This is a genomic window from Microbispora siamensis (assembly GCF_016863095.1).
GTDB classification, from domain to species: domain Bacteria; phylum Actinomycetota; class Actinomycetes; order Streptosporangiales; family Streptosporangiaceae; genus Microbispora; species Microbispora siamensis.
Genome location: NZ_BOOF01000005.1, coordinates 142,875 through 157,187, shown reverse-complemented (window position 1 = coordinate 157,187; position 14,313 = coordinate 142,875). Strand labels below are relative to the sequence as shown.

The 14,313-nt window shown below is 69.6% G+C and carries 9 protein-coding genes and 1 pseudogene; 6 read left to right on the top strand and 4 right to left on the bottom strand.

Features of this window, described 5'->3' with window-relative positions:
• The first annotated feature begins 472 nt into the window (after window positions 1–472).
• From Msi02_RS07240 to Msi02_RS07235, 3 genes are all read left to right on the top strand, one after another.
• A complete protein-coding gene (locus Msi02_RS07240) occupies window positions 473–3,331 on the top strand; it encodes an AfsR/SARP family transcriptional regulator (RefSeq protein WP_204047634.1) in 2,859 nt (952 codons plus the stop codon).
• 143 nt (window positions 3,332–3,474) lie between these two features.
• Entirely contained in the window at window positions 3,475–3,603 is a 129-nt protein-coding gene (locus Msi02_RS43860; protein WP_275414090.1) for a hypothetical protein, read from the top strand.
• Between the two features lie 251 nt (window positions 3,604–3,854).
• On the top strand, window positions 3,855–6,035 hold the full coding sequence (locus tag Msi02_RS07235; RefSeq protein ID WP_204047633.1) for an alpha/beta hydrolase-fold protein: 2,181 nt from the start codon (window positions 3,855–3,857) through the stop codon (window positions 6,033–6,035).
• A gap of 97 nt (window positions 6,036–6,132) precedes the next feature.
• On the opposite strand, the gene Msi02_RS07230 is transcribed toward Msi02_RS07235, so the two are convergent.
• The gene (locus Msi02_RS07230; protein WP_204047632.1) at window positions 6,133–6,501 is read right to left on the bottom strand and encodes a MerR family transcriptional regulator; all 369 of its coding nucleotides are present in this window, start codon (window positions 6,499–6,501) and stop codon (window positions 6,133–6,135) included.
• Between the two features lie 127 nt (window positions 6,502–6,628).
• Here Msi02_RS07230 and Msi02_RS07225 point away from each other — a divergent pair, with 127 nt between their 5' ends.
• Both Msi02_RS07225 and Msi02_RS07220 read left to right on the top strand, forming a co-directional pair.
• On the top strand, window positions 6,629–7,702 hold the full coding sequence (locus Msi02_RS07225) for an alkene reductase (protein WP_204047631.1): 1,074 nt from the start codon (window positions 6,629–6,631) through the stop codon (window positions 7,700–7,702).
• A gap of 552 nt (window positions 7,703–8,254) precedes the next feature.
• Window positions 8,255–8,887: a permease-like cell division protein FtsX gene (locus Msi02_RS07220; protein ID WP_204047630.1), complete on the top strand. Its 633-nt coding sequence runs from the start codon at window positions 8,255–8,257 to the stop codon at window positions 8,885–8,887.
• 61 nt (window positions 8,888–8,948) lie between these two features.
• Here Msi02_RS07220 and Msi02_RS07215 read toward each other — a convergent pair whose 3' ends face one another.
• Both Msi02_RS07215 and Msi02_RS07210 read right to left on the bottom strand, forming a co-directional pair.
• Complete coding sequence (locus Msi02_RS07215; protein WP_239108195.1) at window positions 8,949–9,167, bottom strand: DUF6247 family protein; 219 nt, start codon at window positions 9,165–9,167, stop codon at window positions 8,949–8,951.
• A 294-nt stretch (window positions 9,168–9,461) separates the two neighbouring features.
• A complete protein-coding gene (locus Msi02_RS07210; protein ID WP_204047629.1) occupies window positions 9,462–11,567 on the bottom strand; it encodes a 3-hydroxyacyl-CoA dehydrogenase NAD-binding domain-containing protein in 2,106 nt (701 codons plus the stop codon).
• 146 nt (window positions 11,568–11,713) lie between these two features.
• On the opposite strand from Msi02_RS07210, the pseudogene Msi02_RS07205 reads away from it, so the two are divergent.
• Window positions 11,714–12,963 (top strand): annotated as a pseudogene (locus Msi02_RS07205) (RNA-guided endonuclease InsQ/TnpB family protein).
• On the opposite strand, the gene Msi02_RS07200 reads toward Msi02_RS07205, so the two are convergent.
• The gene (locus tag Msi02_RS07200) at window positions 12,941–14,125 is read right to left on the bottom strand and encodes a thiolase family protein (protein ID WP_204047627.1); all 1,185 of its coding nucleotides are present in this window, start codon (window positions 14,123–14,125) and stop codon (window positions 12,941–12,943) included. The pseudogene Msi02_RS07205 and the gene Msi02_RS07200 overlap by 23 nt on opposite strands.
• Window positions 14,126–14,313: the final 188 nt, after the last annotated feature.

Here is a 14,313-nt window from a genome sequence, read left to right as displayed (position 1 = left end):
CGAATAGATGACCATCTGAGCAGCATCGTGGATTCTTCTTGGGACGAGTCGACCACTTTGCGCTTCACCTCATCGGTGATCTCACGGTTTCCCGAAGCAGTCATTGCGTGGGACGAAGGCGATGAGGACTGGATACAGGTTCTGTGTCCAGAGACGATGTGTTATGTCCACATTAATAGGCCGTTTGTCATGGCCATACGCTGGGCGGCGGACGACCTGTCAGAGCTTGCTGGGAAGGATGTGGTGGTACTGCGTGTGGATTCCTGGGATGCAAGGTGCTTCTCTGCAGACGTGAATCTTCTACGTAGGGCTTTTCCGGGTTACATCCTTCCGGATGCCCTGCCTACTCGTACCGCGGAGGAATTTTCGGCTGAGGATCTGTGGTTTGCCACGGATTGATGCTGCCTGATCTTGCCCTGAGTCAGGTGGGTGCCTAGGATCTAGGCGTCTTGTGACTCGGGGTGGAGGCGGCGTGGAATACCGGCTCCTGGGTTCGGTTCGCGTCCGCGACGCGGACGGCCGGGAGGTCCCCCTCGTTCGCCCGAAGCACCGTCAGCTCCTCGTCACCCTGCTCGTGAGCGCCAACAGGGCCGTCCCGGCCGATCACCTCGTGGAGCATCTCTGGGACGGCGCGGCGCCCCGCTCGGCCCGGGGCAACCTCAAGACCTACGTCTCGGCGCTGCGCCGGCTGCTGTCGCCGGAGGACCCGGCGGCCGCGCCGATCGAGACGGTGGGAGACGGCTACCGCCTCGTCGTACGACCCGGCGAGCTCGACCTCCTGACGTTCCGGGACCTCGTACGGCAGGGCCGTGGCGCGCTGAAGGCGGGTGACGTACGGCAGGGGGAGGCCAGGCTCCGGCGGGCCCTTCTGCTGTGGCGTGACGAACCCTTGCAGGGCGTGCCGCTCACCCTCCTGATGAACGAGATCGCCGCGGGGCTGCGGGAGGAGCGGCTGGGGGTCTTCGAAGACTGGGCCGACGCCCGGCTCGATCTCGGCCTGCACGCGGAGGCGATCGGCCCGCTCCGGCAGTGCGTACGCGACCACCCCTTGCGTGAACGCCCGTGGGGCCAGCTGATGCTGGCCCTCGTGCGTGACGGCCGGCGGGCGGACGCGCTCGCCGCCTTCCACGAACTGAGAACCCGCCTGGTCGAGGAACTGGGCGTGGAGCCGGGGCAACCCGTTCAGCGGCTCCACCAGCGGATCCTCGCCGGGGACGCCGGCCTCTTCCTCTATGCTGCCCGGGCCGCCCCGGGCGGGACCCACGACGGCGGGGGACCGGCACCTCCGGTGGCGCTCTCGGCGGTGCCGAGGCAGCTTCCCTCCGGCGCGCCGCATTTCGTCGGCCGGGAGCGGGAGCTGAGCCGCCTGGAGGCCTGGCTGAACCCTCCGGACGGGTCGCCGCCGACGCCGGTGGTGGCGATCTGCGGCCCGCCGGGTGCGGGCAAGTCCGCCCTGGCGCTCCACGCGGCGCACCGGGCCGCGGCCCGTTTCCCCGACGGCCAGGTGTACGTCAACCTGCGCGGCGCGATGCCCGGCGTGCGACGACTGGACACGGGTGAGCTGATCGGCCGGCTTCTGCGGACGTTCGGCACGCCGGGGTCGGAGGTTCCCCCCGACGTGGACGAGGCCGCCTCGGCCCTGCGTACGATCCTCCACGGCAGGCGGGTGCTGCTCCTCCTCGACGACGCCTCCTCGATCGCGCAGGTCGGCCCCCTGCTGCCGATGACCTCCGGCTCGACCGTCCTGCTGACGTCCCGCGAGAACCTGGCGCCGGCCGCTCCCGCCTCACACGTCGATCTCGGCCCCATGCCGCGGGACGAGGCCGTCGCCATGCTGGTGCGCCGGTTCCGGTCCGGCGGCGTCGGCTTCTCCCAGAAGGCCGTCGAACGGCTCGCCGACCTCTGTGACGGGTTTCCTCTGGCTCTGCACGTCGCCGGCGCCCGGCTCGCGAGCCGCTCCGGCTGGTCGGCCGACATGCTCATCGAACGCCTGGAGGACGAGAGCAGCCGGCTGGACGAGCTGCGCACCGGGGAGGTCGGCGTGCGCAGCAGCATCGCGGTCAGCTACACGGCCCTGGCCGGCAGCGGGCAGACTCTCGACCGTGAGGCCGCACGGGCGTTCCGCCTGATCGGCCTGCTGCGCGTACCGGACCTGAGCCTGGAGGCGGTGGCCGCGCTGCTCGACGTGCCGCCACGGACGGCCGAACGAGTCGTCGAAAGGCTCTTCGACGCGCGGCTGGTCGAAACCCCGACTCCCGGCCGCTACACGTTGCACGACCTGATCAGGCTGTACGCGCAGGAGCGCGGGCTGGACACCGAACCGCCGGAGCGGCGGGAGGCCGCGCTCCGCCGCGTGCTCGGCTTCTTCCTCGCCACCACGGGCGCGGCCGTACGGATGATCGACCCGCATCGCCTGCACGCCGGCGTGCCGGAGGTGCCGCAGACGCCCAAGGCGCTGCACGACCGGGAAGAGGCGACCCGCTGGCTGGAACGGGAGCGGCCGAGTCTGCTGACGATTCTCGGCCAGGCGTGGGACGGCGACGCGGCGACCGCTCACCTCGCGATTGCCCTCGCCCTCAACCTGCAGTGGCATCTGGCCGCGCAGGGGTACCGTCACGAGATGCTCTGGCTCGGCACGAGGTCGCTGGAGACCGCGCGCCGGCTCGCGGACCGTGAGAGCGAGGCACAGGCGCTGGCCATGGTGGCGATGGCGCACCGCCTGCTCAACCACGACGAGGCAGAACTCACGTGCCTCCATGAGCTGCTGGACCTGTGCAGGGAGCTCGGCGACCCTCTCGGAGAACTGCGCGCGCTCGGCAACCTCGCCAGTGCCTGCCTGTCGCTGGAGCGCCCGGAGGAGGCGCTGCGATATGCCGAGCGGCAGCTTGTGATCAGCCGGCAGGTCGAATCCCCCGTGGGCGAGCGGTACGCGCTGATGATGGTCGGCGAAGCCCATCTGCTGCTCGGATCACACGACGAGGCCGTCGCGACGCTGCGGCAGGCGCTGCGGCGCGCCCGGGAGGCGGGCGACGCGATGCACGAAGCGATGACGCTCCGGCGTCTCGGCGAGGCGCACCTCGAGGCCGGGGACGTCGTCGCCGCCCGCGCGCAACTCCTGGACGCGCTGGCGAGCTTCGACGCCTTCGCGCAGGGGCCGCAGGAGCGTTCGCAGGCCCTGGTCGCGCTGGCCCGGTCCTCCCGGATGCTCGGCGATCTCGACGAGGCGTCGAGGCATGTGGTTGAGGCGCTGCGGATCGCCAGGGAGAGCGGCGACCGGCACGACGAACGACGTGCCCTCCGGGAGCAGGCCGAGATCCACGGCCACGGCTGACCGTTTCCGGTCCACCTGCCCGCACGCCCGAAACCGTCGTCGGCGCCCCCATTGAATCTTCAATGAGTGCGAACTTTCTCGTCCCGATCCGCATCGAAGTCCCCGAAGGTCGCTACATAACGGGGAGAAAGATGAAAGAGCACATGAAACACCTCCTGATTGCCGCATTGATCGGCGCGGGACTGGTCGCGGGGGCCAGCGTCGTCGTTCCGGACCACCACGTCCAGGCGATCGCCGACCTGTTCCCCGACCCGGTGGGCAGCTGCTGCTGACCGTCGCGAGTGACACGCTGTACGCCGAGCCGCCGCGCCGATCGGGCGCGGCGGCTCGGGGCCGAGTCCGGAGGCGGGCCGGCGAACCTCCCTGTCCTGGCCGCATGCCGAGAGCCTGAAACAGGCTTGTGTTCCCAAAAGGTATCAATTACCTTGACTTGGTGGAATCGCGACTGTTAGCGCTCACTTCGAAAAGAGACTGAATGCAGCGTGACGGCGGAAGTCCAGGCACGCAATCCAGGAGTTTCGGTATGGCGTTATTCCATCACGGCGGCATGCGCCCCACGGGCGTGCGCCGGCTCTCGGCGGTGATCGCCGCCGGGGTCATGATGGTCGCGGCGGTCCTGACCGCGCCGCGGCCGGCGGCAGCGGACACACCGTGGCTGAGTGTTTCGGACGACGGCTACGTGTCGATCAGCATCCCGGCGGCCTCCATCGAGGCGAACGTGGGCCAGGTGTCGGAGGTGATGGTCGAGGGGAACTTCGGCCCCTCCTTCGCGTGGGCGGAGTACGGCCTGACCCGCCGGGGCGACGTCTGGTGGGGAGCCCTCGGCCCACTCAAGCCGGGGCTGTACTCCTATCAGGTCACGGGCGACGACACCAAGGTCCTCAAGGATCCGACGAACGCCACCAGCGTGGCGTCCAAGCCCCTGTGGAGCACCTTCATCGTCCCGGGTGACTCGGTGCGCCTGCTGGCGGATGCGCCTCAGGGACAGGGCGGGAAGGTCGAGACCCTGACCTACCGGACCAAGAAGAAGGAGCGGTCGGCGCTGGTATGGACGCCGCCGCGGTACTCGGCCAAGGGTGCCAAGGCCTACCCGGTGCTGTTCCTGCGGTCCGGCGAGGGGCAGAGCGCAACCGACTGGCTCGATCTCGGCCGGGCCAAGCAAATCCTCGACAACCTGTCGATCCAGGGTGCCATGGAGCCGATGGTGGTCGTGATCAGCGACGGTGACGGGCCGGACGACGAGAAGGAGCTGAAGGACCTCCGGAAGGCGGCCGAGGACAAGTACCGCGTCCTCCGCGACCCGGCGCACCAGGCCATCGCCGGTGTCTCCGAGGGCGGGACGCGGGCGCTGCGTGCCGCTTTGACCAACCCGGGTCAGTTCGCCTACGTCGGCTCGTTCTCGGGTCTTCTGACGGACGGCGTGGATCGGGCGAACGCCAAGGCCGTCAACCGCACCGTCACGCTGGTGCGTCTGTACACCGGGAACGTGACCGATCCCGCGTACAACGCGACCGTCCGCCTCACGAGGGCGCTGGACCGCGCCGGGGTCAGGTACGAGTTCGACGGGGTCAACCCCGACGCGGGGGCGAACTGGAACGCCTGGCAGGAGAACCTGATCGATTTCGTGCCGCGGCTGTTCCGCACGGTGCCGGATCACGGTCCGAGCGCAGGGCACGGGCGGTTGAAGGGCGAGTTCACCCCGCCCGCAGCCGGCACCACCCCGACGCCGTTCCTGACCGAGGACGGCTTCGTCACCTTCGAGACCACGACGGACTTCACGGACGCCAAGCACGTCACGGTATGGGCGAACGACGCTCCCGGCGGGAGCTGGCTGCGCATCCCGATGTCCCGTGAAGGCGACCGGTGGCGGGCGACCGTCGGTCCGCTGGACCCGTGGTTCTACTACTACAAGTTCATCGTCGACCGGGTCTCGGTCAAGGACACGTCGAACCCGACGAAGGTGACCACCGAGCCGACCTGGAGCACCTTCTTCATCCCGGGCGAGAGGTCGCGCCTGCTCTCGGACGTTCCCGCCGGTCAGGGCGGAAAGGTCGAGAGCCTGACGTACCGGAGCACCGTGGCGAACCAGGACCGGACCGCGTTGGTGTGGACCCCGCCCGGGTACGACGCCGGCCGCGCGGAGCCGTATCCCGTCCTCTACCTCCAGCACGGCAGCGGTCAGAGCTACACGGACTGGGTGGAGATGGGCCGCGCCAAGCAGATCCTCGACCACGAGTTCCTGGACGGGAAGCTGGTGCCGATGGTGGTCGTGATGGGCAACGGCAACGTGTCCGACTTCACCAAGGAGCTGCTGGACAACATCGTTCCGGCGGCCCGCGCCCACTACAACGTCTCCGGCGACCCGTCGCGGCAGGCCCTCGCCGGCCTCTCGATGGGCGGTGTGCAGACGCTCGGGGTGCTCAAGGCGCACCCGGGCCGGTTCGCCTACGTCGCGGCGTTCTCGGCCTGGTTCGGCGACGGCACCGGCGTCGACGTGGAGGCGGTCAACAAGGGGACCAAGATGCTGCGCCTGTATGTCGGCGACCAGACCGACTTCGTGCAGCCGTTCTTCATGGGGTCGCTGACCACGTTGAACGATCTCGGTATCCACTATGAGTTCGACGGGGTCACCCCCGGGCCGCACGGCTGGGACGTGTGGCAGAAGAACCTCATCGACCTGGCTCCGCGTCTGTTCAGGCGCTGACCCGCGGCTTTTCGCGGCGCGGTCGCCCGACGCCACGGGCGACCGCGTCGCGCCGTAGCGCCTTATTGGCAGCGCGCCGTCCCCGTCATGCCCGAGATCAGCGAGGCGTCAGCTGGGCGCGGTGGGCACGGTTGACGTCGATGAGCCGGTCGAGGGCGTCGCGGGCCTGCAGGAGCTCGTCGATGTGCCGGCTGATGCGTTCTCGCTCCTGGAGCAGCCGCTCGAACGCCTCGTCGGAGTTCCGCTCGCTCGGCGAGTCGACGCACGGCAGCACTTCGACGATCGTCCGGCTGGAGAGCCCGGCGGCGTACAGACACTGGATGAGCCGTACGCGCTCGACCTCGTCGTCGGTGTAGTGGCGCTGGCCGCTGGGGCTGCGCGTGCTGGTGAGCAGGCCCTGCTCCTCGTAGTAGCGCAGTGAACGGACGCTCACCCCGGCCTGCGACGCCAACTCCCCGATGCGCATCGCGCCTCCTGTCGAAAAATCTGCGCTCGAACGCTTGCATCTGACGTCAGTGTCAGGTCTTAGCGTAGTCGCCGTGTCCAGCCGGCGGACGCGTCCTTCCGCAGGAACCCCTGAAAGGCGCTCAGGAATGACGACCCTTTTCGACCGCTACCAGCTCGGCGCGCTGACCCTGCCCAACCGTGTGGTGATGGCCCCGATGACCCGGGTCCGCGCGGCCGCGGGCGGCCTGGCGACACCGTCGATGGCGACCTACTACGCCCAGCGCGCCACCGCCGGGCTCATCGTGACCGAAGGGGTGCAGCCGAGCCTCGTCGGCCAGTCCAACCCGGGCACCCCGGGGCTGTACACCGACGAGCAGGTCGCGTCGTGGCGGCCGGTCACCGACGCGGTCCACACCAACGGCGGCCGCATCTTCGCCCAGATCATGCACGGGGGCCGTGTCTCCCACCCCGACACCACGGGGATGCAGCCGGTCGGCCCCTCGGCCGTCGCCGCCCCCGGGGAGGTGTTCACTCCGGCGGGGCCCAAGCCCGCGCCCGTGCCGAGGGCGCTGGACACCGCCGAGGTGCCCGAGCACGCCCTGTCCTACGCGCAGGCCGCGCTCCGGGCCGTCGACGCCGGTTTCGACGGTGTCGAGCTGCACGGCGCGAACGGCTACCTCATCGCGCAGTTCCTGTCCAGCTCCGCCAACCTGCGCACCGACGCGTACGGCGGATCGATCGCCAACCGGATCCGCTTCGCCGTGGAGGCGGTGTCGGCGACCGTCGAGGCGGTGGGAGGCGACCGGACCGGCATCCGGCTCTCGCCGGGCGCGGGCATCTGGGGCGCGGAGGAGACCGACGTCCCCGAACTGTACGGCGCGCTGCTCGCCGAGCTGGCCCCCCTGAATCTGGCGTACGTCCACCTGGAGGCCACCACCGACGAGGACGTGCTGGTCGAGCTGCGCAAGGCCTGGCCCGGCACGCTCATCGTCAACCCGGTCTTCCCGATGGGCCCGCGGCAGACGGACAAGGCGGCCGCCGACCACTGGCTGGGGCTCGGCGCCGACCTGATCAGCTTCGGCCGGGCCTTCATCGCCAATCCCGACCTCGTGGAGCGGCTGCGCCAGGGGCTCCCCATCGCGCCGCATGACGAGTCCACCTGGTATCAGGGCGGCGACACCGGCTACATCACCTATCCCGCCTACCGCCACGCGGCCTGACCGCGTGCGGAATGACGGCGAGCCGCCGCGCCGGGGTGGCGCGGCGGCTCAGCCTCGGCGCCCGGTGTCCTGGTTTGGAGCTTCTGGGGGCGGGTCACCCCACCCCCAGAAGCGGTAGAGCGCGTTCTCCCGCAGCGATGCGGACGACAGGCGGTCACCTCGTCGGCCGAGGCCGCCCGGGACCATGTCATGCACAGCTCGCCGATATCAAGGGAGCGCTCGATGAGGTCCGCATAGTGAGCCTCGATCTCCGTGAGCAAGTCCCAGCCCTTCCCGTTGATGTTCTGTCTCGCGCGGTGATCTCGCGCCGAGCGGATCGGAGGCCGTCACCGATGCTGCTTGACCGCGCGAGGACCAGTGGGCATATTCGCCGACATGTCTGATGGGACCGAGTCGAGATCCTCACGGTCACGACTGTTGTGGATCGCGGGTCCGCTCGTCGTCGCCGTACTGGCTGCCGGAGCGTGCGGGCTGCCCCGGCTGCTGGCCGGGCGGCCCCAAGGACCTCTCCCGCCGCCACCCGGCCCCTGGCCCACGACCGGGACGTTCGAGGTGAGCGTCGGCTCGGCGACCGAGGCCGAGAAGAAGGCCGTCCTCGCCGCGCTTGAGGCCCGCCCCGACGTACGCGAGGTCGAATATCAATCAGCCGAGCAGGAGTGGAAGGAGTACCAGGAGCACAGGAAGCTCACCTGGAGCACAAGCGACGACCCGCTCCACGAGTGGCAACGCGAAGACATGACCGACTCCATCGTCGGCGTCCTGCTCGACCGGTCGAAATCCCGTGAGTTCTCCCGCACCATCCGTGCGCTACCTGGTGTGGACGGTGTCTATCCCCAGGGCGACGGATTCTGGTACGGCAAGGCCCACGTGTCGCTGCGCCTGTGTCTGCCCGAGCCCGGAGAGGGGGTCGGGTGCCGTGAACCTCTGACGAAGGCGCAGCAGGACGCGGTCGTCGAAGCGATCCGCGGCACACCGGAGGTCGAGGCGTTCTACTTCGAGGATCCCGAGCACGCCACCAAGGACCTGCGGTCTCGCACCAGCAGCGATTTCACAGCCGAGGTGTCCTACTACCACCTGAAGCTCAAGGATCCCGACGACGTCCCCACCGTCATCGACCGCTTCCGAGGCATGGAAGGCCTCTGGCAGGCCCGGCCGGTCGAGCGCTGTCTGCTGGCTGAATGCTGACCGCGCCGGGCGCCGCGTTTCCTCAGGCGGCGCGGATTTGATTTCCGGCTGTCGGGATCACCTACCTATCGGTCCAGCGAGCGGCGAGAATCTCGCGCCACGGCTTCCCCTCGGAACGGGGTCCGCCGGCGAGGACATGTTCGGCCCGCTCGTGCATCTGCCGGCGGCCTTCGGGATCGAGTACAGAGTCGCAGGCGGAGATCCACCACCGGTGTACGAACGCGTTGAGCGCACCCAGGTCCAGACTGACCCTGACCTCGTCGAGCACTGCCGCTGTCATGGCCTGCTCCCTTCCTGCTCATAGAGACTACAGAGGAGGGATGACATCCTCGGCGGCATTCCAGGGTTTCAGAGCCCACCCAGGTCGCAGCTTCGGTAATGCGGAGCCGCCGCGCCGGGGTGGCGCGGCGGCTCGGGTCGGGGCCCTGTGGTGCGGGGCCCCGTGTTCCGCGCGGCCCTGTGGTGAAGGGCCTGGTGGGTCCGCGGTCTCGTGGTTCGCGGGTCCATGGCGGAAGGCTCGGGCGGGCCGCCCCGGCGCGGGCCGTGTCAGCCTGGGCCGGGGCGACCGCATGCGTCAGGCCGGTACGGAGGCGACGCCGGGCTCCAGGAAGCGGGAGCCGGTGACCTCCTCGGAGATGCGCGTACGGTCGAGGTAGGGCGTGATGCCGCCGGTGTGGAACGGCCAGCCCGCGCCGAGGATCATGCACAGGTCGATGTCCTGCGGCGCCGCGACCACGCCCTCGTCGAGCATGAGCCTGATCTCCTGGGCGAGGGCCCGCAGCGCGCGCAGCCGCACCTCCTCGCCCGTTGACGGGGACGAGCCGCCCTCGAACAGCGTCCGCACCTCCGGGTCGATCTGGAAGTCCGGGCCGTACAGGCCCGGCTTGCCCGCGGCGACCAGCTTGGCGAGGTTCTCCGAGACGCCGAAGCGGTCCGGGAACGCCGCGTGCATGGTCTCGGCGACGTGCAGCGCGACGGCCGGGCCGACGAGCTGGAGCAGCGCGAACGGCGTCATCGGCAGGCCGAGCGAGTCGAGCGCGTGGTCGGCGACCTCCAGCGGGGTGCCCTCGTCGGCCGCAGCCGTGACCTCGCCCATGAACCGCGTCAGCAGCCGGTTGACGACGAACGCGGGCGCGTCCTTGACCAGCACGCACGACTTCTTCAGCGTCTTGCCGACCGCGAACGCCGTGGCCAGCGTCGCGTCGTCGGTGGCGGCGCCCCGGACGATCTCCAGCAGCGGCAGCACCGCGACCGGGTTGAAGAAGTGGAAGCCCACCACCCGCTCCGGGTGCCGCAGGCCGGCCGCCATGTCGGTGATCGACAGCGACGAGGTGTTGGTGGCGAGCACGCAGGTCTCGGAGACGACCTCCTCCACCTCGGCGAAGACCTTCTGCTTCACGCCGAGGTCCTCGAACACCGCCTCGATCACGAAGTCGGCGTCGGCGAAGGCGTCCTTGGTCAGCGAGCCCGTCACCAGGCCCTTCAGCCGGTTGGCCAGGTCGGCGGAGACGCGGCCCTTGACCAGCAGCTTGTCGACCTCGGCGTGGACGTAGCCGACGCCCTTGTCCAGCCGGGCCTGGTCGAGGTCGGTCAGCACGACCGGGACCTCCAGGCGGCGGGCGAACAGCAGCGCGAGCTGTGAGGCCATCAGCCCGGCGCCCACCACGCCGACCTTGGTGACCGGGCGGGCCAGTGACCTGTCCGGTGCGCCGGCCGGCCGCTTGGCCCGGCGCTGCACCAGGTCGAAGGCGTACAGCCCGGCCCGCAGCTCGTCGCTCATGAGCAGGTCGGCCAGTGCCTCGTCCTCGGCGGCGAAGCCCTCGTCGCGCGACGCCGTACGGGCCAGGGCCATGAGGTCGAGCGCCCGGTACGGCGCGGGGGAGGCCCCGCGCAGCTTGAGGTCGACGAGGGTCCTGGCCTGGTCGATCACCGGGGTCCAGTCGTCGGCGGTGTGGTCGGCCCGCTCGACGGTCACCTCGCCGCGCAGCACCTGAGCGGCCCACCGCAGCGACTCCTCGACGAAGTCGGCGGGCTCGAACATCGCGTCGGCGATCCCGAGCGCGTACGCGTCCCGGCCCTTGATCATGCGGTTCTGCGACAGCGGGTTCTCGATGATCAGCTTCAGCGCCTTCTCCGGCCCGATCAGGCGGGGGAGGAGCTGGGTGCCGCCCCATCCGGGAACCAGGCCGAGGAAGCACTCCGGCAGCGCGATCGCCGGGACGCCGGACGACACGGTGCGATAGGTGCAGTGCAGCGCGATCTCCAGCCCGCCGCCCATCGCCGCGCCGTTGACGAACGCGAACGACGGCACGTCCAGCTCGCCGAGGCGGCGGAACACGTGGTGACCGAGCTGCCCGATGGCCAGCGCCTCCTCGCGGGAGGACACCGCCGCCGCGCCCTTGAGGTCGGCTCCCACGGCGAAGATGAACGGCTTGCCCACGACGCCGACGGCCGCGAGGTCGGAGCGCGCGGCGATCGCGTCGAGCGCGTCGTTCAGCGCGAGAAGGCCGTGCGGGCCGAAGGTGTTCGGCTTGGTGTGGTCGAGGCCGTTGTCGAGCGTGATCAGGGCCATCGTGCCCGCGCCGTACGGAAGCTCGACGTCGCGCACGAGCGCCTTGGTGACCACCTCGTCGGCGTTCTTGCCCTCCAGGAGGGCCTTCCAGGTCTCGATCGTGCTCATCAGTTACCTCCGAGGAGACCGCCGCCATCGGGCGGGAAGGAACCGGGCCCTGCGAGCAGGGCAGAGATACGCGATTCGCCGCGAGACGAACCATCATCTACAGCAATTGGCCAGTGCGTAACTGATCCATTGCATAAAGTAAAGGCGTGGTGCAGATCGTGAAGCGGGCCTACAAGTACCGCTTCTACCCGAGCGCTCAGCAGGCCGGAGAGCTTGCCCGGACCTTCGGCTGTGTGCGCCTGGTTTACAACAAGGCATTGGAGGAGCGAACCCGCGCCTACACGACGGAGAACCGCCGCGTCTCCTACACAGAGTCCTCGGCTGCACTCACCGTATGGAAGAAGACCCCCGAGCTTGGGTTCCTCACCGAAGTGTCCTCGGTGCCGTTGCAGCAGGCGCTGCGTCACCTGCAAGCAGCCTTTGCGAACTTCTTCGCCAAGAGGGCCAGGTATCCGACGTTCAAGTCCCGCAAGCGATCCCGCGCATCGGCGGAGTACACTCGGTCGGCCTTCCGCTGGCGCGACGGGCAGTTGACGCTGGCGAAGATGAACGAACCTCTGGACATCGTGTGGTCGCGTCCACTCCCGGAGGGCGCGCGGCCGTCCACGGTGACGGTGTCCAGGGACGCGGCGGGGCGGTGGTTCGTGTCGATCCTGGTTGAGGAGACGATCCGCCCGCTCGACCCGGCGGAGAGCGCAGTCGGTGTGGACGCGGGGATCACCGCCTTGGTAACGCTGTCCACGGGGGAGAAGGTCACCAACCCTAGGCACGAGCGGCGAGATCGCCGCAGGCTGGCCCGGGCGCAGCGGGCGCTCGCTCGCAGGGTCAAGGGGTCGGCGAACCGTGCCAAGGCCCGGACCTGGGTGGCCCGCGTCTATGCCCGGATCGCCGACCGGCGCCGGGACCATCTGCACAAGTTGACCACTCGGCTCGTCCGTGAGAACCAAGCGGTCGTGATCGAGGACCTCCGTGTTGGCAGCCTGGTGAAAAACAGACGGCTCGCTCGCGCCATCGCTGATGCATCGTGGCGGGAAATGCGGGCGATGCTGGAGTACAAGGCGGCCTGGTACGGGCGGGAACTGCTGGTCGTGGACCGGTGGTTTCCCTCCTCCAAGCTGTGTTCGGCGTGCGGCACACTCCATCAGTCCGTGCCGCTGCACGTCAGGGAGTGGCGATGCGCTTGTGGTGTGGTCCACGACCGGGACGTGAACGCCGCCAAGAACATCCTCGCCGCCGGGCTGGCGGAGAGGCGAAACGCCTGTGGAGCTGGTGTAAGACCTCAACGAGAGTCCTCTCGAGCGGGCCACCGGCTGTGAAGCAGGAAGCCCAACCGGCGACGGTTGGACTCCCCTCCTTTCAGGGAGGGGAGGATGTCAAGCGAGGTTCTCCCAGATGACGGTGCCGCCCATGCCCATGCCGACGCACATCGTGGTGATCCCGTAGCGGACGTCGGGCCGCTCGGCGAACTCGCGCGAGAGCTGGGTCATCAGCCGCACGCCCGACGAGGCGAGCGGGTGGCCGAACGCGATCGCGCCGCCGTACGGGTTGACCCGGGGGTCGTCGTCGGCGATGCCGAAGTGCTCCAGGAAGGCGAGCACCTGCACGGCGAACGCCTCGTTGATCTCGAACAGGCCGATGTCGTCGATGGACAGCCCGGCCAGGCGCAGCGCGCGCTCGGTGGAGGGGATCGGGCCGATCCCCATGACCTCGGGGTCCACCCCGGCGAAGGCGTAGGAGACCAGCCGCATGCGTGGGGTCAGGCCCAACTCCCTGGCCACGTCCTCGGCGGCCACGATGCAGCCGGTCGCGCCGTCGTTGATGCCGGAGGCGTTGCCGGCCGTCACCCGCCCGTGCGCGCGGAACGGCGTCTTGAGCGTGCGCAGGCCCTCCAGCGTCGTGCCGGGGCGCGGCGCCTCGTCCACGGTGGCCAGGCCCCAGCCCTCGGCGGCCTTGCGGGCGGCCATCGGCACCAGGTCGCGCTGGATCTTGCCGTCGGCGTACGCCTTGGCGACCTTCTCCTGCGAGGCCACGGCGAAGGCGTCGGCGCGCTCCTTCGTGATGGACGGGTAGCGGTCGTGCAGGTTCTCCGCGGTCATGCCCATGACCAGTGCCGAGCCGTCCACGAGCTGCTCGGACAGGAACCGGGGGTTGGGGTCCACCCCCTCGCCCATGGGGTGGCGGCCCATGTGCTCGACGCCGCCGGCGATGGCCACGTCGTACGCGCCGAAGGAGATGCCGCCCGCCACCGTGGTGACGGCGGTCATCGCGCCGGCGCACATGCGGTCGATGGCGTAACCGGGGACCGACTTCGGCAGGCCGGCGAGCACCGCCGCGGACCTGCCGATGGTCAGGCCCTGGTCGCCGATCTGGGTGGTGGCCGCGATGGCCACCTCGTCCACCCGCTCCGGGGGGAGGACGGGGTTGCGCCGCATCAGCTCGCGGATGACGCGGACTACCAGGTCGTCGGCACGCGTCTCGGCGTACAGGCCCTTCGGGCCCGACTTGCCGAAAGGCGTCCGAACGCCGTCGACGAAGACGACTTCACGGGACGCAGGCACGGGTTCGCTCCTACTTGTCGGTAGCTTCCGGCTCCCTATGCTACTGGCCAGTAACCGGTCCTGGGATCGGTGGGGCCGCCGTGCCTGTGAATGATCGTTTACCGGCCGGAAACCGGACGGAATCAGCACATGTCGCCGGTGACGATCTCATTCGGGATGCAACCCCTCAAACCTCAAGAATCCCCCCT

Coding starts and splice junctions, on each gene's coding strand:
- Msi02_RS07225 (WP_204047631.1), top strand. CDS start 6,629: ATGACGACCCTTTTCGACCGCTACCAGCTCGGCGCGCTGACCCTGCCC.
- Msi02_RS07210 (WP_204047629.1), bottom strand. CDS start 11,567: ATGAGCACGATCGAGACCTGGAAGGCCCTCCTGGAGGGCAAGAACGCC.
- Msi02_RS07235 (WP_204047633.1), top strand. CDS start 3,855: ATGGCGTTATTCCATCACGGCGGCATGCGCCCCACGGGCGTGCGCCGG.
- Msi02_RS07215 (WP_239108195.1), bottom strand. CDS start 9,167: ATGACAGCGGCAGTGCTCGACGAGGTCAGGGTCAGTCTGGACCTGGGT.
- Msi02_RS07230 (WP_204047632.1), bottom strand. CDS start 6,501: ATGCGCATCGGGGAGTTGGCGTCGCAGGCCGGGGTGAGCGTCCGTTCA.
- Msi02_RS43860 (WP_275414090.1), top strand. CDS start 3,475: ATGAAACACCTCCTGATTGCCGCATTGATCGGCGCGGGACTGGTCGCG.